The sequence below is a fragment of the Pseudoalteromonas sp. 13-15 genome (assembly GCF_001468205.2).
Lineage (GTDB): Bacteria > Pseudomonadota > Gammaproteobacteria > Enterobacterales > Alteromonadaceae > Pseudoalteromonas > Pseudoalteromonas marina.
In genome coordinates this window covers 1490416-1510848 of record NZ_CP019162.1, presented here as the reverse complement: position 1 = coordinate 1510848, position 20433 = coordinate 1490416, and the positions used below count along the sequence as shown (strand labels likewise).

The window sequence follows — 20433 nt, the reverse complement described above, 5'->3', positions numbered from 1 at the left end:
ATGCAGTTTGACTCTTTTTCTGATTTTATTGCAATGGGAGGCTATGGGTTTTATGTATGGCTTTCATTTGGCACATGCGCACTTATTTTACTGGGTATTTTAGTGAGCTCTTTAAGAGATACTAAGCATATTATGGCTTCAGTAGAGCAACAAATTGTGCGTGAAGAGCGTATAAAACAAGCCAAGCAGGAGCAAGCATCATGAACCCTAGACGTAAAAAACGCTTGTTAGTGATTGTTGCTATTTTATTTGGTTTGGGTTCTGCCATAGGCTTAGTGCTTTATGCTTTACAAGAAAACATAAACCTATTTTATACCCCAAGCGAATTGATTGATGGCAAAGGCCCAAACAAAGAAAAACCTTTTATTGGTCAAAAGCTTCGTATTGGCGGCATGGTAGTCCCAGGATCTGTTGAAAGAAACGAGCAAAGCTTAGAAGTGAGTTTTAAATTAATTGATACAGGTCCATTAGTGACTGTGAAATATCAGGGGATATTGCCTGATCTGTTTCGTGAGGGGCAGGGTATTGTTGCGCAAGGTGTTTTAATTGAGCCTAATGTCATTGAAGCGTTTGAAGTACTGGCCAAGCATGATGAAGAATACATGCCTGCAGAAGTTGCTGAAGCGGTTAAAGGTATTAAGCATGAAAAACCAAAATACAACTTAGATAGTGGTAATTAGCTATGATCCCAGAAATTGGTTATTTTTCTTTAACGCTCGCCATGGTGCTGAGCGTTTTATTATGTATTTTTCCACTTTGGGGCGCGCATACCGGTAATCTTCGCTTAATGCGTGCTGCCCCCTCTTTAGCTATTGGTCAGTTTGCGTTTGTATTAATTTCGTTTGCTGCGCTTATTTACGCAAGTTTAACTGACGACTTTACCGTATCTTATGTGGCTTATCATTCGAGTAGCACACTGCCATGGTATTACAAAATAACATCGACCTGGGGCGGCCATGAAGGAGCAATATTGCTTTGGTTAGTGATGCAAGCAGGATGGACTGCCGTCGTTGCTGCTCGCTCAAAGTCATTACCTTGGGTTCTACGTGCCCGTGTTTTAGGCGTGCTTGGTTTTTTAGGTGTTGGTTTCATGATGTATACCTTACTATTATCAAGCCCATTTGAACGTTTACTTCCTTATTTTCCGGTAGAAGGGCGAGATTTGAATCCGCTTTTACAAGACCCCGGAATGATCATTCACCCGCCATTACTTTACATGGGTTATGTTGGGCTATCGGTTGCTTTTTCGTTTGCTATTGCAGCACTGTTAACAGGTAAGCTTGATAACACGTGGGCTAAATGGTCACGTCCGTGGACAATGACCGCGTGGGGCTTTTTAAGTTTAGGTATTACTATTGGCAGTTGGTGGGCTTATGCAGAGCTTGGCTGGGGTGGCTGGTGGTTTTGGGATCCAGTAGAAAACGCGTCGCTTATGCCTTGGCTTGTTGCAACCGCTTTACTTCATTCGCTAAGCGTGACAGAAAAGCGCGGCATTTTTAAATCGTGGACCGTATTACTGGCAATTGCAGCATTTTCGTTAAGCTTGCTGGGAACGTTTATTGTGCGTTCAGGTATTATTGTATCAGTTCATGCGTTTGCAACTGACCCCGACAGAGGCCTGTTTATACTCGCCTTTTTAGGAATAGTTGTTGGCGGTGGTTTAGCTCTTTATGCATTACGCGTATCGCAAGTTCACAGTGAAGGACGCTACAAGTTTGTATCGCGCGAAGTGGCATTATGGCTGAATAATATCTTTTTAGTTGTGGCGACCTTAATTGTACTATTGGGTACTTTATTGCCTATGGTGCACAAAGAAATGGGCTTAGGCAGTATTTCTATAGGTGAACCGTTCTTTAATAAAATGTTTGCAATACTACTTGTGCCATTTGCTATTTTAATGGGCATTGGTCCTTTTTTACGCTGGAAGCAAAACAAATGGGCGTTTTTACAAAATAAAATTGTTGTGGGTATTTTGGCCAGTGTGGCGATTACTTGTGTATGGTTGTTCTCAGCTTACGACGAAGTGACACCACTTACGCTATTAGCAACAACGCTGGGTGTGTGGGTTGCCGTTTCAACCTTGATTGACATTTACACTAAAGCCGCAGTGCATGGCACATTAAAAGAAGGGTTAAAACGCTTAGGTGTTAGTTATTGGGCAATGGTGCTAGGCCACATTGGTATGGCATTTGTTATTGCGGGCGTTGCGTTAACCTCTGCGTACTCTGTTGAGCGTGATGTATCGATGAAGAAAGGCGATATAGTGCAGCTTAATCAATACAACTACCGCTTTGAAGGTGTTAAAACAATTCGTGGACCTAATTATAGTGGCCATGCTGGTGTTGTTACGGTGCTAAAAAACGATGATGTAGTCACTCGTTTATACGCCGAAAAACGTAAATACGATATTGGCATGCAATTTATGACAGAAGCTGCCATTGATGCTGGCTTCACACGTGATTTATACCTTGCTCTAGGCGAGCAATTAAGCCAAGGGGCTTGGTCTCTGCGCATATACCACAAGCCGTTTGTGCGTTGGTTATGGATTGGTGGTGTATTAATTTCACTTGCAGGGTTCATGATTTTGTTTGATAAACGTTACCGTACATCTGCAAAAACAGCTCGAAAAGCAGCAGCGGAGAGTGTGTTATGAACCGTAAATTGTTAGCCATAGCGCCCCTTTTAGCCTTTGCTTTTGTATGTGTGTTTTTATACCAAGGTTTATTTGCAAACCCACGCGAAATACAAACTGGGCGAATAGGCCATGAAATGCCTGCTTTTACGCTTCCTGATTTAATGCAAGACAACAAGCAATGGACCAACGAAGCGTTAAAAGGCGAGGTATATTTACTAAATGTATGGGGCACTTGGTGCCCAACCTGTTTAGCTGAGCTGGGCTACTTAACAAAGCTGCGAGAGCAAGGCGTTAAAATTATTGGCTTGTATTATGTGCAAGGTTACGACGCCGACTTTGATGGTCCGTTTGACATGCAAGCACTACGTACTGAAGTACAAGATATGCTTAAGCGTGCGGGTAACCCTTATCAGTTTAATATTTTGGATTTACATCGAACGCTGTCGTTAGATTTGGGTGTGTCGGGTGCGCCAGAAACATTTTTAATCGATAAAAACGGCACTATTTTGCTACACCATACCGGTGATATTAATCCGCGAGTATGGCGTTCTAAATTTGCACCTATGATGCAGGAGCTAAAATAATGAAGTGGCTATTGTTTTCACTCAGCCTTTTACTGACTACGAGTGCATTAGCACAAACTGATCGCTACGTATTTGATACCGACGAGCAAGCAGTTCGTTTTGAAGAGCTTACAAAAGAACTTCGTTGCCCTAAGTGTCAAAATCAAAACATTGCTGATTCAGACGCTATTGTTGCCAAAGACCTACGTGAAAGAGTGGTAGAGCTAGTTAAAGAAGGCAACACAAAAGATGAAGTAATTGACTACATGATTGACCGCTATGGTTACTTTGTTCATTACGACCCACCTGTTACACCTGCAACACTAGTACTTTGGGTATTGCCGGTATTAATTGTTATTGTTGGGTTTGGTTTTATTGTAATTCGTCAGCGTAAAGCGTCTGTAAAGCAGACCTGGAGCAACCAAGATGAAGTACTTTTAAATAAGCTAATTGAACAAAATAAACGTCAGGAGCAAAATTAAATGATTTTAATGTGGGCGTGTTTTGCTTTACTCACACTGATTGCACTGGCGTTTGTTATGCTGCCTTTTTTACAAAAAGAGCGTGTTAAAACAATTACTCACAACGCAAATGCCGAGCTTATAAGTATTTACGAACAACGTTTGGTTGATTTAAAGACCGATTTAGATAATCAACGAATAGATGATGCTAACTATTCTGAATCGATAGTTGAACTAAAACGCCGTTTGCTTAATGAGCTTTCTCCAGAAAAGTCATTAATTAGCAAAGGTAACAACCGTATTTTTGCCCTGACAGGCGGCGCATTTGTTATTGCACTAAGCGGTATTTTTTACAGTTTAACGGGTAGTCAACAGCAAATTTCAGCATGGCACGATGCCATGGATAACCTGACCGAATACGGTGAGCGCGCTGTAATGCAAAAAGGCGAGCAGCTTACTCAAAATGAGTTACAAGCATTTGCACTGGCGTTACGCACCAAGTTAAGCCGTTCAGGCGATGACGAAATGGCATGGATGTTACTTGGTCGTGTTGCCATGTCACTGAATGAGTTTGATATGGCTCAGCAGTCATTTGATAAAGCACTGCGCATGAACCCTGATAATAAACAGGTGTTAATAAGTTACAGCCAAATTTTGCTACTTGAAGGCAGCGAAGCGAATATGACGCGTGCAGCAGGTATGTTGTCTAAAGTATTAAATGCAGAACCGACTAACTTAGATGCTATTTCGTTATTAGCGCTCATTGCTTACGAGCGAAAAGACTGGCCTCAAGCTAAAGCCGCCTTTGAAGTATTGCTAGCCAGTATGGAAAAAAATGATTCTCGCTATGGTTTAATATCTCAGCGTATTGCAGATATTGAACTGCAAATGCAAAGCGAAGGCTCGGTAATGCCAGTAACTAAAGCCAACAGCATTGCTGTTACCGTTAATGTTGCCAGTGAGCTTATAAATAAACTGCCTGAAAAGGGGACTTTATTTGTATTTGCAAAAGCGGCAAATGGTTCGCCAATGCCGATTGCTGCTGTAAAACTCACTTCATATTCATTCCCTGTTACAGTTGAGTTAAACGATAGCACTGCCATGGTTGAAGGTATGAACTTGTCTAGCGCAGAAGATATTATTATATCGGCGCGTATTTCGCTTGATGACTCTGTTATGCCAAGTTCAGGTGAATTAGAAGGGCATTCTGGCTCATTAAAGCGTGAAAGTGTAAGTGAATACCAACTTAAAATAGATACATTAATACCTTAAGGACGAAAAATGTTAAGACAAAGTTTAGCTTTTTTAAGCTTTTTGATACTGGCCGGTTGTGCGCAAGTACCAGAAAGCAAAGTTGATGAAAGAGATCCACTGCAAAGTATTAACCGTCCGTTGTATGACTTTAATATGGATGTTTTAGACGCTTACATACTTCGCCCAGCAGCAGTTGGTTATGTTGCTGTGACTCCTGTGCCTGTGCGTCAAAGCATTGTTCACTTTACGGATAACCTAACGGCACCGGTTGATATGGTAAATGCGGGGCTACAGGGTAAACCGGGAAATGCAAGTGTTAGCCTTGCGCGCTTTTTAGTGAATTCTACCGTGGGCATTTTTGGTATTTTTGATGTAGCTAGCTCGCTTGGTTTAAATCGAGTTAATGAAGATTTTGGCCAAACAATGGGTGTATGGGGCATTGGTGATGGTGCATACTTAATGCTACCTGCAATGGGGCCTACTACAGCAAGAAACTTAACCGGTGACGTAGTAGACAACTTTGTTCTGCCTGAAATTGCCTTAACTACGCCACAAACGGTGCTAGTATTTGCGTTAAAAGCGGTAGAAGCGCGTGCTTCATTAATGGCGCAAGAAGGGCTTTTAAATGACTCACTTGACCCGTATTTATTTGTAAAAGATATTTATTTTCAGCGTCAGTTATTCGAACTTTACGATGGCAACCCGCCAATTAAAGAAGAGCCTGCTGACTTTGATGAAGACTTTTTAGAAAGTTTATAAGCCAAATCAAAATAAAAACGCCAGCTTAATGCTGGCGTTTTTATAGAATAATGCTTGGCAAGTATTAGGTATTAACCATCAAGCTCATTTGCTCGTTCACCCAACTAAGTGCCTCGTGATACGCATCAGGTACTTTATCGGCAATATTAAGTGCTGTTGAAATGTCGTTTGCTTGTGACCAATCAGCCTTTTCGTAATGTTTTACAAGGTTTAAGTATTGCGCTAATAACCCCTCGTTATCTAACAGAGCTGCCTTAATATCGTTAGACAAAGGAAGCTTTTGCATCACACTTTGCATACTTTCATCTAAAATAGCGTCCATTAACGACATCATACCGGTTAAAAATGCCATGCCGGTGTCTTTCATTTGGCCATGTGAAATAGCTAACAGCTCACAAAAGCGAGCGCGTGTAAGTGATAGCCTAATTAACTCTACCGGTTTATCAGCCGATACTTGTGCAGCAAATAACAAAGAGAGAAGTTTTTTGATCTCTTGAGCACCTAAAACAATAAGTGCTTGTTTTATTGTGCTTATTTCAGCTCGTCGTGTAAAGGCTGCTGAGTTTGAGTATCGGAGCAGTTTGTAAGATAGGTTTACGTCGCGCTCAAATACATCGGTGATTTTTTTTAGGTCCATCTCTACGCTTGACGTTTGGTAAAGTAATTCTGCAAGCGCCATTTCTGATGGTGGTAACGCTTTACTTTGTACCATTTCTGGTTTTGAAAAGAAAAACCCTTGAAAATAATCAAAGCCAAGCTCTAACGCTAAGCTATATGCTTCGTGCGTTTCTACTTTTTCAGCTAAAAGCTTTATATGAGGGTGCGCCTTTAGCTCTTTTATAATGGTTTTTATTGTTGCTAAATCACACGTTAAAAAGTCGATTTTAATAATATCGATAAACGGATAAAAGTGGCGCCACACCGGCTGGTGAATGTAATCATCGAGCGCGATGGTGTAGCCTTTGTCTTTGAGGTTTTTAACAATCGCAAGTAAACGTTTACCCGGTTGAATTGTTTCAAGTATTTCTACAACAATGGTGTCTTTACCCAACAGGGTAGGGTAACCCTTAAGTAAGGTTTCTAGTGTAAAGTTAATATAAGCCGGTTTGTTATCGGTTAAGTCTTCTAAACCAAAGTTAAACTGACTGCCCTCAATTAAGCGTGTAGTTGCTTCGTCACCATCTATATTGGGAAATACATTATCTACGCCATCACGAAATAAAAGCTCATAACCAATAAGCTCTTTATCACGATTTAAAATAGGTTGGCGCGCAGCATAAAAATACATAAAAAAATCCGTGTCAGTCGAGTCAGTCGCTATTGTAATAATATATTAGAAAACATACAAAATAGCATGCTGTATATTTTACTAAATAATAAAATATCATTATTAAATAAAAGCGTTTGGCTATTTTTTTGCGTGTAAAAAAGTTTTTTTAGCAATTGTTTTCAACATGATTATTTTTAAACTAAGAAAATGCAACAAATAGAGATTTTTGTTACAAGCATGATATAGTCCAAAGGAATGCTTTTATCCTAATAGTGACTTTATTATAAAATTTTAAGAGTCAATATTCGGATCAAAAGCCTGCTACTTTTAATTGTTTTATGGAGGCGAATTTGGAAACAGGAATGATCATTTCATTGTCACTATATTTTGTTGTTATGTTAGGTATTGGTTTATATGCCTATAAGCAGTCAACAAGTGATGTTTCTGGTTATATGCTGGGTGGTAGAAACTTGTCGCCAAGTGTTGCAGCACTCTCAGCGGGTGCTTCAGATATGAGTGGCTGGATTTTAATGGGGTTACCTGGCGCCATGTTTGTTACTGGCTTAAGTAGCACATGGATTGCATTTGGCTTAATTGCCGGTGCATGGTTAAACTACTTTTTAGTCGCGCCGCGTTTAAGGGTTTACACTGAAAAAGCTAATGACTCTATTACCATCCCTGATTACTTTTCTAACCGATTTAACGATGAATCAAATTTACTCCGTGTTGTGTCGGCTGTTGTAATTATTGTGTTCTTCACACTGTATACCTCTTCAGGTGTTGTTGCCGGTGGTAAACTATTTGAAAGCTCATTTGGCTTAAGCTACGAAATGGGGCTATACATCACAACGGGTGTTGTTGTTTTGTATACACTCTTTGGCGGCTTTTTAGCGGTTAGCTTAACTGACTTCGTGCAAGGCTGTATTATGTTTATTGCACTTATTTTAGTACCCGCTGTAGCTTACTCTTTATTAGAGCAACCACTGCAGTCAACCCTAAACAGTGTTAATCCAGACATGCTAAGTTGGATAGGCGCAGGGTCTGCGCTAGGTATTATTTCAGCAATGGCGTGGGGCTTGGGTTACTTTGGTCAACCACATATCATTGTTCGCTTTATGTCGGTGCGCAGTGTTAAAGATATGCCAACAGCACGTCGTATTGGTATGTCTTGGATGATTGTTGCTGCAATTGGTGCAGTAGGTACGGGTATTTTTGGTGCAGCATACACTTATGAAAATAATATAGTTGTGGATGATCCTGAAACTATATTCTTGATCCTGTCAGAGCTGTTGTTTCATCCACTTATTGCTGGCTTTTTACTTGCAGCAATATTAGCTGCAATAATGAGTACAATTTCATCTCAGCTATTAGTAAGCTCAAGCTCACTAACTGAAGATTTTTACAAAACATTTTTACGTAAAGAAGCCAGTGACGCAGAGCTTGTACTAGTAGGGCGCATTAGTGTGTCTATTGTTGCAATACTTGCTATTTACCTCGCATACGATAGAGACAGTTCTATTTTAGACTTAGTGAGTAATGCATGGGCTGGCTTTGGTGCTGCATTTGGTCCGCTTGTATTGTTTAGCCTTTACTGGAAACGTATGAACTTTGCGGGTGCGCTTTCAGGTATGGTTGTGGGTGCAGTTACTGTTTTACTATGGATTTATGGCCCATTCACAATCAACGGTGAAAGTTTAAGTAGCGTAATGTACGAAATTGTCCCAGGCTTTATACTTGCAAGTATTGCTATTGTAGTTGTAAGTTTAGCAACCAATGAGCCTAACTCAGATATAACAACGTTATTTGATGAAGTTGAAAAAGAGCTTTAATTAATATTCGTTTTTATAAAAGCTATAAAAAAGGGAGCAACTAAGTTGCTCCCTTTTTATTTGCAAAATGTTTAGCTTGCTTGTTTAGCGTTGTTATCGTCAATAGATGCAACGTTATCTGATTTTTTATTTTTACTTGCCACTTTAGTAGTAGGCTCTTTGGCACCTTTAAGTACCGACATAAAGTCGTCTTTACTTTTTGCTATTTCTAACGCAAGCGATTCTATTTGTTGCTCACTCAATGGCACGTCTACTTTTTCTAGCATCAGCTCAAGTGATTCTGCTATGTCTAGCATTTTGTCATAGGCATCAGCTTCTTTCTTAGTAGTAAACGTCATACGCTCGACTCCGTTTCGTTCTACAACATATTTAACAACAACAGCCATGATTTCTCCTGCAAACTTGCTTGGCACTGTGGTTTATAAAAAACCATAAGATTACTGTTTTTATATACAGTAAAGGTTTGCAAGTAAATATGCAAGCGCAGAGTTGTAATTTTTAAGTGTCTTAAATTTGACAAAAAACGGTAACTTAACTTTATTTAATATATCACTTGGTTGTACCAGCTGCATTTTAAGGATTTCGGATAAAAGTGATAATGCATTTAGGTACTTCCAAAGTGGCTAGCCTCGCGTTTGTCATTTATGGTCTTCCCTAATAATTAAAATAAATATGTTCTAAAATGGACAATAAGGACGAATAAATGAAAATATTTAAACTTTTACTTATAGCAAGTTTGCTAAGTATCCTACCCATTACTACCTCTTACGCGCAATTACCTGAAGTGAGCAAATCTATGGCTCCCATCGAAGCGGTAAGTATTAATGATGCAGATGCAAAAATGTTGGCTAAACTTCCTGGAATTGGTAAAAAGAAAGCACAAGCAATAGTAAATTACCGAGATGAAAATGGTTCATTTACAAGCCTTGAGGACTTGGCCAAAGTGAAGGGGATTGGCAAAAAAGTAATGGGTAAGTTAGAAGGAAAAGTTAAACTTTAGCAAAAGGGCGCTAAGCGCCCTTTTCATGTTGTTGTAGTGCTTCGTCTAAGTTTTTTCTGGCAAAATTTATATCGACCGGAGCGGTTAATAACGGATAAAAAAGCCCACCGAGTATTAAAAAGGGAATGATTATCCAACCTTCAAAAAGTGTAAATATTAAAAACAACGGGCTTAATAGCAATATTTTGATAATACGCAGTAATACACGGTCGGTAGGTGACAGCATTGATAAAGACCGTGCTATAACAAGCTGTCTCTCGCGTATTTTTAAATGTTGCAACTGTTTAAGTTGACTAGAAAAAAAGGTAAACATAATTATTAAACCGTTCTTTTTAGTATTAAGCGACTACCTAATACAATAAAAAATGTTAGAGCGAATAGCCCAAAAATAATTTCCATCCAAGCCGGCATACTGAGCGATAAAAACTCCCAATCTATGTTACCGCAATCGCCAGTGGCTTCAAAAAAGCTCGGTATCCATTCATGCAGCGGCATAAACGATGGAAAGTTAGGCTCAAACTCGCAGCTAAACGCAAACGGATCTGTTGTTGTTTGCATATCTATGTGCTCACGGGCAATTAAATACCCCCAAATGCTCGATACTCCCCAAGTAATGTAAGCAATTATACGCATTATTTTACTTTGTGGATTAATTGACCCAACAATACCCGCGCCAAGTAATCCTAACACCGCGGTACGTTGATAAATACACATAATGCAGGGCGCTAACCCCATTTTATATTGAAAAAACAATGCGGTTACTTCTAGCATAAAAACAATCGCAGTGAATAAAAGCCAAGGTGTTCGTTGAGTCGGTAAATGCGCAAGCCAGTTCATAAAAAGTCCGCTAATAAATAAGGCGTTAGATTATGACGCACGAAAAAGTACGCGGCAACAAAAAGAGGTATATAAAAAAGTTTTATAGATATCCTCCAAATATTGTTTCAGTATTCTAAATGGCTATATTGAAATACTTTGTGATATGTTTTTATGCATATTGTGGTTTTGATGGATTTACATTCTTACTACTGGAAAATATGTGTTTTGTCCATTTGTTTGCTTCATGGCGGGTTTTACGCTAGAAAATTTTGCGTAATGGGCTAACAACACCGTTTGCCCCTTGCTGTAAAACATGAGTGTAAATCTGCGTGGTTTTAACATCTGTATGACCTAACTGAGCTTGCACCGTTCTTATATCTGCTCCACCTTGTAACAAGTGTGTTGCAAAAGAATGACGAAAGGTATGAGGCGTCACAATCTTTGTAATATTGGTTTGCTTTAATGCCTTTTTAACCGCTTTTCTAACACATGTTGGATGGAAGTGATGACGCCGTATCTCGCCAGTTTCTGGATCACTACTTAATTTGTAGGAAGGAAGTAAGTACTGCCACGCGAGTGATTTGTTAGCTGACGGATATTTACGGGCTAAAGCGTTTGGCATCCATACGCCTGCATATTGTTCGTTTTGTAAATCTAATTGCAAATATTCTTCAACTTGCATTATTTGATTTCTAAGTAACGGGAGTAACTCAGTTGCAAGGGTAACGATACGATGCTTATTGTCTTTCCCGTTCCAAATTTGAATACATTTATAATCAAAATCAATGTCTTTTACTCGCAGTTGCACAGCTTCCATCACTCGCAGGCCGCTACCATACATCAACCCCACGATTAAGTAATATCGCTTAGATAGATGAATCATCAATTGTTTGACCTCATCGGGTGTCATTACAACAGGTAATTTGGGTTGTCGTTTACTTCGAGCAAAGTTCAAGTTTAACGAAAGTTCATTTTTGACAATATGTTTATATAAAAAAGCTAGCGCATTTAAAGCTGCACTTTGTGTTTTAGCTGACATGTTACGTTTTAATACAATATGGTCCAAAAACGCTTCGACTTCTGAATTTCCCATTGAGCTTGGGTGGCGTTTGTTGTGAAAGTGAATAAAGTTTGTGATCCAACTCAAATAAGCATTAATAGTTCTTAATGAATACTGTCGGGTGAGCATATAGTCCGCAATGTAATTTAAATACGCAGAGCGAGTTTTCATTTTCAATCTGTTGAATTGGTGCTGTGTGTATATACAGTTGTAGCTCAGTCGCTCGCATAGTCAAGAAAACGACCCAGTCGCTCGTTTTATACTGAGAAGAAAACGCGCATGTATGAATTTTAATAACACTGGCAATTAGTTGGCAAGTTTGTTAAAAATAAACCAATAAGAAAACGAGCTACGCTGTAGTAGAAATTCGCGCGATTAGCTCGCTATAAACATGTTATATTTTCAAGGAGCACAGTTTGAGTAATGTTGGCCGAGAAATACTGTGGCTTAGATCAATCCAAACAAATGACAATATATCGAAGAATAGTTTGATTTGCTTCAAGTTAGCGATAGTGTTAGCTCGATATTTTAATTTTGAAAGAAGAAAGCCGGTTACAATGGACTTTTTGCAGTTAATCTCCGACGGGATGTTGTTTAAATCAGCTAGAAGCTTCAGAGTTGAAGAGACTAGAGAAATAAAAAATAATATGGATTCTGCGAAAACGTTCGAAAACAAACGTAAAAAAAGAAGAGAAAGAATAGGGAAAGCATTGAAGATTCTAGAAGAAAATGACTTCATTTCTGTTAGTCGAATCAGTGGCAAAAAGAATAAAATAATTTTAAAAACGAAAACGAAAACGAAATTGAAATAGAAATAGAAATAGAAATAGAAATAGAGCTCAAGTTGTATAACAACTTGAGCGCCGCAATTATGCTAAGTCTAGGTCATATTCATCAAATATATCTAGCTTTCGTTCCAAAGATGATACCTTGAAGATAGCTATTAATTCGAAGTTGTTGTGTAAATCAATTAAGGTATATCCATCTTCTTCAAGTAACTTTTTTACTTTTTGACCAAAAGCATGTCGATGGTGATCTCGATTCCCTATAGTTTTAAATGCCTGGGACGTTAGCAAGTATGGGCCTCGTTTATCTGTTATTGGCTTTTTCTTATAAGTGTTGATTAATTCATTCTTTACTTCTAAAGCTGTACGTTGTGGCATTATTCTAAACTCCGTTACTTATTGATGTAGTAGCATAGTACAAGTAATAGATATGCTTGAAAATTGCCCCTATAAGGAGGGAGGGAGCCCATTAAAGGGGGCTCCTAATAAAAATTTTTTAGTTGAAAATATAACAAGGCAATAAAGTCGGATTCGTAACAGTTTGCTCGGTTCCACTTCGTTTCACATTTTAGCAAACTTTTACTCACCGCTTATTGCGGCGTTAGGTGACTATGGGTACTGAGATATTATCAATTTTCATTTTAGTTCCACTTGTTGTGGGTCTAATTGATTTGATGAAAATAGTAAGGAATAAAAATCGCTTAAAGCATTCTATTTTATTGGTATCAGCTTCCAGTTTAATTGGTTACCTTTCTTTAGATTCATACTTAAGTGGCTTTAATCCAATGCAAGGTGTTGTAGTTGGCAGTTTATTTTATATTCCGGGCTACTTAATACTGTATTGCGCATTGACCGCCTATTTTAAAAAAGTTAATCGTGTGCAAAACGTCACCTAACAAGGGTTTTCAAGTCGGACAAATTACAGTTGGCTTTTTGTTCGTACCTCACTTATTTTAGCCAACTGCAATTTGCCGCTTAAAACGGCGTTAGCTGCTTAAAAGGATTTTTTATGAAACGAAATATGGATTTAGTCAGAGAAATATTAATAAATTTGAATGAACATCCCCATGGATATGCTCCAGATAACTTTAAGGTACAAGGTTATTCTCAAGAGGAAGTTCTTTATCACTGCTTCATTCTAGGCGAAGCGGGGTTGATAGATGCAAGCAATACATCCAGTGATAACTCATTAAGTCCAGAAGCAATTCCCATCAGGCTTACATGGACGGGGCATGAGTTTATTGAAAATGCAAAAAATGAAAATATTTGGCAGCAAACAAAGGATGCAGTTCATAAAATTGGTGACGTATCTTTTTCTGTATGGGCAAGTGTACTAGCTAAAGTCGTAGAGCAGAATTTAGGCATCAGCAGCTAACAAACCACTCAAGGCGCTCGCGCTGCTCGCTGGGACGCTAACACATGGGCTGCGTCACTTTGTTCCTAATTTTAGCCCATGTATTATCGCCCCTTAGTGGGAAGTTACGTTTCAAGGAGGCATGAGTGCCAGAAGAATTAGAAACAAGATATGTGTTTGTTGATACCTCAATGTATGAGAGTAAGAACTATCAGTTTCACCAGCACGCACTCGGCAGGTTCAAGGATTTATGTAATGAGCACAATCTCTACTTATTAATTAGCCCTGTAGTTGATGGCGAAATAATTTCCCACCTTACTGAGAAAGCCCATGAAGCTGCAAAGCATGTCAAAGAGTTTAAGAAGACAATCAAGATTCTTAGGAATCTTCCTGAACTGAAGCACCACGGAATTTTTGATGAATTAACTAAAAATGATGCTGAAAGACTTCTTTTAGAAAAGTATGAAGAATTTAAGGATGAAGCAGTTTACGAATGGGTGGATATTGACCTGGCCAAGCCATCCGTCGTTACTGATCATTATTTCAAGAAAACACCTCCATTTAGTGACAAGAAAAAAGATGAATTCCCAGATGCTTTGATGCTCATTTCCTTATTAGAGTGGGCGAAGCAAAAAAATACTCGCGTTTACATTTTAAGTAACGATGGGGACATGGTTAGCTTTTGTGATACCTCTGGAGGTTGGCTCGAAGCAGTTTCAGACCTCGATGGTTTTATTAGCTTAGTCCTGAATAATGAAGAAGAACTCAAAGATCTTGCAAAATTTTCTACAGAAAGGTTCGGTGAGTGTTTAGATGGGATCAAAAGTAGCCTTGAAGAAAGTATTAATGATATTGAATACTCGACATCTGGCTACGATATTGACGATGAGGTAACTGATGTCGATGCATTCGGTCTAGAGATAGTTGATACCAATATAATTAAGGCAGATAGAGAGTACGCAGAGTTTTCGTTAACTGTAAAGTTTACGGTCGAAGCTTGGCATAGTTTGACTGATTATGATCGCTCTATCTGGGACTCTGAAGATAAGAAATACATCTTTACGGCTCAAACGAGCAGGAAAGTTCGAGATACTGTTACTTGCAAAGCTTATGCTTGGATAGACTTCGAGGATGGTTTAGCTGTCAATACAGTATTAAACGAAGTATATATCGAAGATTCTTACATAGAGTTAGACCCTGATAATGGAGACATCATCGATACACAAGAGCATGAGCTTTTCGATGAATAAACGTAACAAGTGCAGGCATGGCGACGCCTACTACATTGCGCCTTCGGCTTCATTCCGTAGGCGCGCATGCTGCAAGCGTTATGTTTTCAAGCAATGAATGAACTATTGAGTTACCTAGAAGACTGGATGGCTTCGAAAAGAAAAATATTTGATTGTGAAGGCTACAAAGTGGCCATTACCGGTGTGCTTGGCGAACCTAAGAAGTCTCGTTACATTGATCTCGATACAGATAAATTAGTGGCTAGAGCAACGCTTTGGGATACCGGTGAACTTGAACTAGAAGCAATCGATTTTCAAACTGAAGCACAAGTGATTCAACTATCAACAGTTACGAATGAAATTTGGCATTTGGATGACAAACTAAATTGGTGGCTCAGCGAAGTTGCAACTTATTGAAAACATAACAAGTTACTCAAAAGGACGCAAAACGCTTGGCTTACGCTCCTTCGTCGCTAATTTTAGCCAAGCATTTTACGCCCATTAGTAAGGCGTTAGCTATCTGGTGCAAACATGAAGCACATTTTTTTGATTCATACTTTTGGGAGTGATTAGTTCTGTGAGTGCTGAAGAACAAGGAATTATCGGAAAGGTAATTGAGCAAGGTAAACCTGTAATTTATTCTTTTGATAACTATCTACCAGAAACAAGTACAATTGAAGATTTCCCAATTTTAGTTGTACTTAAATGGGAATATGAAGGTGGCAAAAATAACAGTATGCCTACCGAGCCAGAGCAAGGAGTGATTGGGGTCAGATCTTGACTTCAGACATTTAAAATCTTCAATGTGTACAATTGGCTGTTAGTTCAGCCACTAAGTTGAGTCTCGTTGTTTGCACATTTCTCCCATGTTTAACCTGATTGTAATTTGATATTTTCAATGAATTTGTTTTATTAAAAGCGATTTTTGTTCCTTTTAAATGGCCAGTCGCTCTTGCCGTTCAGTAACTTTACCTTGATGTGTATGTTCAATTTAACAATATCTCTTACTTTACTTGTTAGTTGAGTTTCGTCTGGTACAATCAGTCAGTTATTCGCGTAAGCGAAACGTTGTAGATTAATTCGAGTGGGAATTGGATGAGAATTTTTAAAGCGAAAAGCCCAGCAGGATTTGCTGAAGAATACATAGTTGAGTCTATTTGGAATGGCGATTTCCCTCCAGGTTCAATTCTACCAGCTGAGAGAGAACTCTCTGAGTTAATTGGCGTAACAAGAACCACATTACGCGAAGTGTTACAGCGTTTAGCGCGAGACGGCTGGCTAACTATTCAGCACGGCAAACCAACAAAGGTTAATAACTTTTGGGAAACGTCGGGCTTAAATATATTAGAAACGTTAGCACGTTTAGATGAAGATAAAATGCCTGAGCTGACAGATCAGCTATTGTCTGCACGAACAAATATAAGTGCTATTTATACCCGTGCTGCAATTAAGCTTAACCCTGAGCGTGTCATTGAAATTTTATCATTAAGTCACGAACTTGAAGATACGGCACAAGCATTTGCTGATTATGACTATAAAGTGCATCACGAATTGGCCGTTGCAGGTAATAACCGAATTTATGTTTTAATTTTAAACGGTTTTAGAGGGTTCTATTCTAAAATTGGTTGTCATTACTTTTCAGATCCGGGTACCCGCGAGCTTGCCCGCCAGTTTTATAAAGATTTAACTGTATTAGCGCAAAATAATGAGCACGACGGTGCAATTTCGATGATGCGTAAATATGGTCATCAAACGGGTGAAATTTGGCAGAAAATTCGTGGCGATATGCCGTCGGATATAATGGACTAAACATTTTAAAAAAACCTGCATATGCAGGTTTTTTTGTATTTGCGGTGTTTTAATTTAATGTTCGGTATTTTCGATTGCCCGCATCGGTAAATACGATTATCTTTTTTAAAAGTTTATATCTAATATACAAAACAATTATGTGTAGGTGCTATTGGTTTTTAACTTTTAGCGCCCATATATGTACCAGCATTGCGAAAGCAATTGAAAACAAACTCAAAATATTTGGAGAACAAAATGGGTGTATTAGTAGGCCGCCAGGCACCAGACTTTACCGCTGCAGCAGTTTTAGGTAATGGTGAAATTGTAGATAGCTACAATCTACACGAAACAATTAAAGGTAAAAAAGCTGTAATCTTCTTTTACCCATTAGATTTCACGTTTGTATGTCCTTCTGAACTTATTGCATTTGATAAGCGTTTTGAAGAGTTTAAAAAGCGTGGCGTTGAAGTAATTGGTGTTTCTATCGATTCTCAGTTTTCTCATAATGCATGGCGTAATACGCCTGTAGCTGACGGCGGTATTGGTAAAGTACAATACGCACTAGTTGCAGACGTTAAACACGAAATTTGTAAAGCATACGACGTTGAACATCCTGAAGCGGGTGTTGCATTTCGTGGTTCGTTCTTAATCGACGAAGAAGGTAACGTACGTCATCAAGTAGTTAACGATTTACCACTAGGTCGTAACATTGACGAAATGATCCGTATGGTTGATGCACTAGCGTTCCACAGTGAGAACGGTGAAGTTTGTCCTGCTGGTTGGACTGAAGGTAAAAAAGGTATGGATGCAAGCCCTGAAGGTGTTGCTAAGTTCCTTTCTGAAAACGAAGGCGAGCTATAATTTAGCCCTTTTGTTTAAATAAAAAAACCGCCAGTTGGCGGTTTTTTTGTTTGTGTAGCGTTTAGAAAGAAAAGCTTACTTTAGTATAGATATAACGACCGCGTGGGTTATGTACACCCGAGGCGTAACCGTATAAGTCAGAATCACCGTCACCAATTGCAAATGGTGGCTCTTCATCAAATAAGTTATTAATACCTAACGATACTTTAGCAGAGTCAGAAACACGGTAAGACGTTTGTAAGTCAACCAGTGTTTGCGAGTCAACCATACGTGATGTATTAGTATCGAAATCTAAGTTACCATCGAAGTCGATATCTGGTGTATCTTCAAACTCACCAACATAACTAATGTTTAAGTTAGTGTTAAACGCGCCCATTTCCCAGTTAGTTGAGAAGATAAAGCGGTGCTCTGGGTACCCATATTCACCGGTATAATCGCGGCCATCTTTTTCAAATTTATCTTGGTATGCCCATTCTAAATTGAATTTTAATAAGCCTAAATCGTCAAGCGAGTGATTGTAGTTTGTTGAAATATCAACGCCCGACACTTCTTGCGATGATACGTTTTCAAAGGTGCTAAATATTTTTTGAATAGTACCTAACGCATCGCCACCATTGGGTGATAAACGAACACATACGGTGCTGTTTTGGTTATTACATTCAGAGGCGTAAATAGGGCCAAATTCTTGCTCGTCAATTTTGTTATCTTGTGTGATGCTCCACACGTCTACGCTCAGACCAAATTCGGCTGTTGGTGCCCAAATAAAGCCAACGTTCCAAGATTCAGATTCTTCTGGTTGTAGATCGGGGTTACCTGCAAACTCAATGTTGTAATCAAGTGCGCTACAGTCTTTCCCTGTTGCTTGACAGCGGTACGTGTCTACAAAAAACTGACTTTCTTGAGATGGACCTAAACCAACTTGTGCAAGAGAAGGGGCTCTAAAGCCTTGCGCCCATGAACCACGAACCGTAATTTCATCGGTTGGTGCCCAGCGAAGTGCAACCTTTGGATTGGTAGTGGTGCCAAAGTCACTGTAGTCATCGTAACGACCTGCCAGTTGTAGCTCTAGGGTTTCTGCAAGTGGAATTGAAAACTCAACATACGCGGCGTACTGGTCTCTGTTTGCTGATGCTGATACAGATTCAGTACCAAATATTAAACCACGTTGGAATTGATCATCTGGAATATCACTGACGTCCTCTTCACGGTATTCGATACCTGCGGCCATCATCACAACATCGTCGCCAAAGCTAAATGCTTCACCAGTAATGTTTGCGTCAAATGAAGTCATATGCGATTCGCCACGACGAACAAGGCTGGTGGTAATTCTGTCTACAACTGCCGGATCGTTGTATGTACCGCCGAATGGGTTGTAATTCCCTGCGTCAATTTCTTGTTGTAAGAAATCAGTACGAACCCAACCTTGCGAGCGGTCGCCGGTTTGCATTGATTTACTGCGACCTTTTTGTACTGCTGTTTCCCAGCTCCAGTCGTTAATTTCGCCTTTTAAGCCAGCTACAATTCGCATTGTGTCTGATTCAATATCCCATTGGCGGGCACCTGCGTCTACTGTACGGTAGCGGCCAATTTCGATGTCTTGCCCAAATGGGTTATTTGGATGATTTGCTGGTACCGTTAGGCCTGCATCTTCGTCAAGTGGGGTTGGTGCACCCGCTGCAACCGACGTATTGTGCTGAACGGCCATTTCTAAAAAGCCCGTAATGCCATTGTCAAAACGATATTCAAATTGCGATATTGCACCAATACGCTCAGCGGCTGGGGCTATGTAGCCAAACGGGCCATAATCAAATAAACAGCTTCCGCTTGCAGTTGCGTTTTCTGCTGGGCAATCTGGGTCAATTGTTTTTACACCATCGACGTAAAAGTAGCCAGGGAAGCCACGAGATGAACGGAAATCCTCACCGCCATAAGGAGATTGGTTTGCGGTGCCTAAACGGCCCATTTCATCTGATGAAAGCGATGTGTTTTTAAAGTAATCAATGATTACTGACGCACTGCTTTTTTCGCTAGTGGTACCCCAAACAACACTTGCTGTCGTTTCTTCATAGTTAGGGCCGTCAGTGCCGCCGTACCCTAAGTTTACTTCTACGCCATCGATATCTTTTTTCAAAATAACGTTAACAACACCGGCTACAGCATCAGAGCCATAAATTGCAGATGCTCCGTCTTTTAAAATATCGATTCGTTCAATAGCCGATACTGGAATGCTGTTTATATCGACAAATGAATTAGTTATCCCTTCTGCAAACGCACTAATTGAGACTCTGCGCCCGTTAATCAGTACAAGTGTTGCGTCGGCACCTAAGCCTCGCAAGCTTACAGCGGCAGCTCCATTTGCCGTCGAATCTTGGTTGTTACCACGTGTAGAAAAAGTACCACTGCCTGCAACAGGCATTCTTTCGAGTAGTTGTTGAAGGTTATCGTAACCCATGTTTTCAATATCGGCTTTACTGATTGACTGCACCGGTGATGGGCCTTCAATGTCAGAGCGTTTAATACGCGAGCCTGTAACTTCAATGCGTTCTACTTTTTTTGCTTCTTCAGCGGCGTAAGTTGTTGTTGTAAAGCCCGCTGATAATGAAAGTGTTGCGCCAATAATAATACTTGGCGTAAATGCAATTGATTGCTTCATCCTTAAATCCTTGTTGATATGTAATAAGTTTAGTTGCTCAATACCAATCCTTTAAATTGTTAAATAAATCCCATATTTAAGCGGATTGATATAACAAGCGACGACATTAATAT

The 20433-nt window shown here is 39.5% G+C and carries 24 protein-coding genes; 17 read left to right on the top strand and 7 right to left on the bottom strand.

Going from position 1 to position 20433, the window contains the following annotated elements:
- Genes ccmD through ATS72_RS07025 form a run of 7 tightly spaced genes read left to right on the top strand, consistent with a single transcriptional unit; the run spans position 1 to position 5672 of the window.
- Positions 1-204 carry a heme exporter protein CcmD gene (gene ccmD, locus ATS72_RS07055; RefSeq protein ID WP_006791394.1) on the top strand — a complete coding sequence of 68 codons (204 nt, stop codon included), beginning with the start codon at positions 1-3 and terminating at the stop codon, positions 202-204.
- Positions 201-680 (top strand): cytochrome c maturation protein CcmE, encoded by a 480-nt coding sequence (gene ccmE, locus ATS72_RS07050; protein WP_006791393.1) that lies wholly within the window; start codon positions 201-203, stop codon positions 678-680. Before ccmD ends, ccmE begins: the two co-directional genes overlap by 4 nt.
- A gap of 2 nt (positions 681-682) precedes the next feature.
- On the top strand, positions 683-2653 hold the full coding sequence (locus ATS72_RS07045; protein WP_010557076.1) for a heme lyase CcmF/NrfE family subunit: 1971 nt from the start codon (positions 683-685) through the stop codon (positions 2651-2653).
- A complete protein-coding gene (locus ATS72_RS07040) occupies positions 2650-3219 on the top strand; it encodes a DsbE family thiol:disulfide interchange protein (RefSeq protein ID WP_058429538.1) in 570 nt (189 codons plus the stop codon). Before ATS72_RS07045 ends, ATS72_RS07040 begins: the two co-directional genes overlap by 4 nt.
- Positions 3219-3680: a cytochrome c-type biogenesis protein gene (locus ATS72_RS07035; protein ID WP_006791389.1), complete on the top strand. Its 462-nt coding sequence runs from the start codon at positions 3219-3221 to the stop codon at positions 3678-3680. Before ATS72_RS07040 ends, ATS72_RS07035 begins: the two co-directional genes overlap by 1 nt.
- The gene (gene ccmI, locus ATS72_RS07030) at positions 3681-4931 is read left to right on the top strand and encodes a c-type cytochrome biogenesis protein CcmI (protein WP_010557078.1); all 1251 of its coding nucleotides are present in this window, start codon (positions 3681-3683) and stop codon (positions 4929-4931) included.
- Positions 4932-4940: 9 nt separating this feature from the next.
- A complete protein-coding gene (locus tag ATS72_RS07025) occupies positions 4941-5672 on the top strand; it encodes an MlaA family lipoprotein (RefSeq protein WP_058429537.1) in 732 nt (243 codons plus the stop codon).
- 64 nt (positions 5673-5736) lie between these two features.
- On the opposite strand, the gene ATS72_RS07020 is transcribed toward ATS72_RS07025, so the two are convergent.
- Complete coding sequence (locus ATS72_RS07020; RefSeq protein WP_058429536.1) at positions 5737-6960, bottom strand: EAL and HDOD domain-containing protein; 1224 nt, start codon at positions 6958-6960, stop codon at positions 5737-5739.
- Between the two features lie 332 nt (positions 6961-7292).
- Between ATS72_RS07020 and putP the strand changes: the two genes are divergently transcribed.
- A complete protein-coding gene (gene putP, locus ATS72_RS07015) occupies positions 7293-8771 on the top strand; it encodes a sodium/proline symporter PutP (RefSeq protein WP_008127617.1) in 1479 nt (492 codons plus the stop codon).
- Between the two features lie 71 nt (positions 8772-8842).
- Here the strand turns inward: putP and ATS72_RS07010 are convergent, their stop codons facing one another.
- Positions 8843-9157 carry a YebG family protein gene (locus tag ATS72_RS07010; RefSeq protein WP_058429535.1) on the bottom strand — a complete coding sequence of 105 codons (315 nt, stop codon included), beginning with the start codon at positions 9155-9157 and terminating at the stop codon, positions 8843-8845.
- Between the two features lie 317 nt (positions 9158-9474).
- On the opposite strand from ATS72_RS07010, the gene ATS72_RS07005 reads away from it, so the two are divergent.
- Positions 9475-9771, top strand: a complete 297-nt coding sequence (locus ATS72_RS07005; RefSeq protein ID WP_008127623.1) for a ComEA family DNA-binding protein — start codon at positions 9475-9477, stop codon at positions 9769-9771.
- A gap of 10 nt (positions 9772-9781) precedes the next feature.
- On the opposite strand, the gene ATS72_RS07000 is transcribed toward ATS72_RS07005, so the two are convergent.
- From ATS72_RS07000 to ATS72_RS06990, 3 genes are all read right to left on the bottom strand, one after another.
- Positions 9782-10084 carry a DUF6170 family protein gene (locus tag ATS72_RS07000; RefSeq protein ID WP_010557081.1) on the bottom strand — a complete coding sequence of 101 codons (303 nt, stop codon included), beginning with the start codon at positions 10082-10084 and terminating at the stop codon, positions 9782-9784.
- Between the two features lie 5 nt (positions 10085-10089).
- Entirely contained in the window at positions 10090-10608 is a 519-nt protein-coding gene (gene dsbB, locus ATS72_RS06995) for a disulfide bond formation protein DsbB (protein WP_058429534.1), read from the bottom strand.
- Between the two features lie 241 nt (positions 10609-10849).
- Positions 10850-11821: an integron integrase gene (locus ATS72_RS06990; RefSeq protein WP_058429533.1), complete on the bottom strand. Its 972-nt coding sequence runs from the start codon at positions 11819-11821 to the stop codon at positions 10850-10852.
- 245 nt (positions 11822-12066) lie between these two features.
- Between ATS72_RS06990 and ATS72_RS06985 the strand changes: the two genes are divergently transcribed.
- Complete coding sequence (locus ATS72_RS06985) at positions 12067-12462, top strand: hypothetical protein (RefSeq protein WP_058429532.1); 396 nt, start codon at positions 12067-12069, stop codon at positions 12460-12462.
- Between the two features lie 57 nt (positions 12463-12519).
- On the opposite strand, the gene ATS72_RS06980 is transcribed toward ATS72_RS06985, so the two are convergent.
- A complete protein-coding gene (locus ATS72_RS06980) occupies positions 12520-12813 on the bottom strand; it encodes a hypothetical protein (protein WP_058429531.1) in 294 nt (97 codons plus the stop codon).
- 233 nt (positions 12814-13046) lie between these two features.
- On the opposite strand from ATS72_RS06980, the gene ATS72_RS06975 reads away from it, so the two are divergent.
- The 7 genes from ATS72_RS06975 to ATS72_RS06945 all read left to right on the top strand — a co-directional run bounded on the left by ATS72_RS06975 (position 13047) and on the right by ATS72_RS06945 (position 17667).
- Positions 13047-13331 (top strand): hypothetical protein, encoded by a 285-nt coding sequence (locus tag ATS72_RS06975; RefSeq protein ID WP_058429530.1) that lies wholly within the window; start codon positions 13047-13049, stop codon positions 13329-13331.
- A 113-nt stretch (positions 13332-13444) separates the two neighbouring features.
- Positions 13445-13810 (top strand): DUF2513 domain-containing protein, encoded by a 366-nt coding sequence (locus ATS72_RS06970; RefSeq protein ID WP_058429529.1) that lies wholly within the window; start codon positions 13445-13447, stop codon positions 13808-13810.
- A gap of 125 nt (positions 13811-13935) precedes the next feature.
- Positions 13936-15039, top strand: a complete 1104-nt coding sequence (locus ATS72_RS06965) for a PIN domain-containing protein (protein WP_058429528.1) — start codon at positions 13936-13938, stop codon at positions 15037-15039.
- Positions 15040-15105: 66 nt separating this feature from the next.
- Positions 15106-15435, top strand: coding sequence for an immunity protein TriTu family protein (locus ATS72_RS06960; RefSeq protein ID WP_235591624.1), 330 nt, complete (start codon positions 15106-15108; stop codon positions 15433-15435).
- 160 nt (positions 15436-15595) lie between these two features.
- On the top strand, positions 15596-15799 hold the full coding sequence (locus ATS72_RS06955) for a DUF695 domain-containing protein (RefSeq protein ID WP_139295583.1): 204 nt from the start codon (positions 15596-15598) through the stop codon (positions 15797-15799).
- Between the two features lie 314 nt (positions 15800-16113).
- Complete coding sequence (fadR, locus tag ATS72_RS06950) at positions 16114-16827, top strand: fatty acid metabolism transcriptional regulator FadR (RefSeq protein WP_006793939.1); 714 nt, start codon at positions 16114-16116, stop codon at positions 16825-16827.
- A 234-nt stretch (positions 16828-17061) separates the two neighbouring features.
- Entirely contained in the window at positions 17062-17667 is a 606-nt protein-coding gene (locus ATS72_RS06945; RefSeq protein WP_006793938.1) for a peroxiredoxin, read from the top strand.
- 61 nt (positions 17668-17728) lie between these two features.
- Here the strand turns inward: ATS72_RS06945 and ATS72_RS06940 are convergent, their stop codons facing one another.
- Positions 17729-20320 carry a TonB-dependent receptor gene (locus ATS72_RS06940; protein WP_039038522.1) on the bottom strand — a complete coding sequence of 864 codons (2592 nt, stop codon included), beginning with the start codon at positions 20318-20320 and terminating at the stop codon, positions 17729-17731.
- Positions 20321-20433 lie beyond the last annotated feature (113 nt).

Coding starts and splice junctions, on each gene's coding strand:
- ATS72_RS07000 (WP_010557081.1), bottom strand. CDS start 10,084: ATGTTTACCTTTTTTTCTAGTCAACTTAAACAGTTGCAACATTTAAAA.
- ATS72_RS06945 (WP_006793938.1), top strand. CDS start 17,062: ATGGGTGTATTAGTAGGCCGCCAGGCACCAGACTTTACCGCTGCAGCA.
- ccmD (WP_006791394.1), top strand. CDS start 1: ATGCAGTTTGACTCTTTTTCTGATTTTATTGCAATGGGAGGCTATGGG.
- ATS72_RS07035 (WP_006791389.1), top strand. CDS start 3,219: ATGAAGTGGCTATTGTTTTCACTCAGCCTTTTACTGACTACGAGTGCA.
- ATS72_RS06960 (WP_235591624.1), top strand. CDS start 15,106: ATGCTGCAAGCGTTATGTTTTCAAGCAATGAATGAACTATTGAGTTAC.
- ATS72_RS06940 (WP_039038522.1), bottom strand. CDS start 20,320: ATGAAGCAATCAATTGCATTTACGCCAAGTATTATTATTGGCGCAACA.
- dsbB (WP_058429534.1), bottom strand. CDS start 10,608: ATGAACTGGCTTGCGCATTTACCGACTCAACGAACACCTTGGCTTTTA.
- ATS72_RS07020 (WP_058429536.1), bottom strand. CDS start 6,960: ATGTATTTTTATGCTGCGCGCCAACCTATTTTAAATCGTGATAAAGAG.
- ATS72_RS06975 (WP_058429530.1), top strand. CDS start 13,047: ATGGGTACTGAGATATTATCAATTTTCATTTTAGTTCCACTTGTTGTG.
- ATS72_RS07040 (WP_058429538.1), top strand. CDS start 2,650: ATGAACCGTAAATTGTTAGCCATAGCGCCCCTTTTAGCCTTTGCTTTT.
- ATS72_RS07045 (WP_010557076.1), top strand. CDS start 683: ATGATCCCAGAAATTGGTTATTTTTCTTTAACGCTCGCCATGGTGCTG.
- ATS72_RS06970 (WP_058429529.1), top strand. CDS start 13,445: ATGAAACGAAATATGGATTTAGTCAGAGAAATATTAATAAATTTGAAT.
- ATS72_RS06990 (WP_058429533.1), bottom strand. CDS start 11,821: ATGAAAACTCGCTCTGCGTATTTAAATTACATTGCGGACTATATGCTC.
- ATS72_RS06980 (WP_058429531.1), bottom strand. CDS start 12,813: ATGCCACAACGTACAGCTTTAGAAGTAAAGAATGAATTAATCAACACT.
- ATS72_RS07005 (WP_008127623.1), top strand. CDS start 9,475: ATGAAAATATTTAAACTTTTACTTATAGCAAGTTTGCTAAGTATCCTA.
- ATS72_RS07025 (WP_058429537.1), top strand. CDS start 4,941: ATGTTAAGACAAAGTTTAGCTTTTTTAAGCTTTTTGATACTGGCCGGT.
- ccmE (WP_006791393.1), top strand. CDS start 201: ATGAACCCTAGACGTAAAAAACGCTTGTTAGTGATTGTTGCTATTTTA.
- ATS72_RS07010 (WP_058429535.1), bottom strand. CDS start 9,157: ATGGCTGTTGTTGTTAAATATGTTGTAGAACGAAACGGAGTCGAGCGT.
- ccmI (WP_010557078.1), top strand. CDS start 3,681: ATGATTTTAATGTGGGCGTGTTTTGCTTTACTCACACTGATTGCACTG.
- fadR (WP_006793939.1), top strand. CDS start 16,114: ATGAGAATTTTTAAAGCGAAAAGCCCAGCAGGATTTGCTGAAGAATAC.